Genomic DNA, 437 nt, shown 5'->3' with positions numbered 1-437 from the left:
TTCAAATTCAACGTCTCCGCAAAGCTTTCCGTTTTCTAGACGGTTAACGCCGACGTCAATGACAACAGCGCCCTCTTTGATCTGGTCTGCACTGATGAAGTTGGCTCTGCCGACTGCCACCACCAGGATGTCCGCTTTATTCGTATGTTCAGTAATATTTTCTGTTCTTGAATGACAGTAAGTAACCGTCGCGTTTTCATTTAATAAAAGCTGGCCGACAGGTTTGCCGACAATGTTGCTTCGGCCGACTACAACAACCTCTTTACCGGAAAGGTCAATATTGGTTTTCTTCAAAAGCTCAACAATTCCATGAGGCGTGCAAGGAAGAAACGTATCTTCGCCAAGCAGCATTTTCCCTACGTTTAACGGATGAAAACCGTCTACATCTTTATCAGGGGAGATACGTTCGATCACCGCTTTTTCAGAAATATGGTCTG

At 44.9% G+C, this 437-nt stretch carries 1 pseudogene; it reads right to left on the bottom strand.

The window, feature by feature from the left end:
- Positions 1 to 437 (bottom strand): annotated as a pseudogene (locus AC1VNY_RS42710) (bifunctional methylenetetrahydrofolate dehydrogenase/methenyltetrahydrofolate cyclohydrolase); the annotation flags it as partial.

It is taken from the genome of Bradyrhizobium ferriligni (assembly GCF_056837965.1).
Note: the sequence above shows the minus strand (reverse complement) of the source record. Positions and strands in the feature narration are given on the sequence as shown.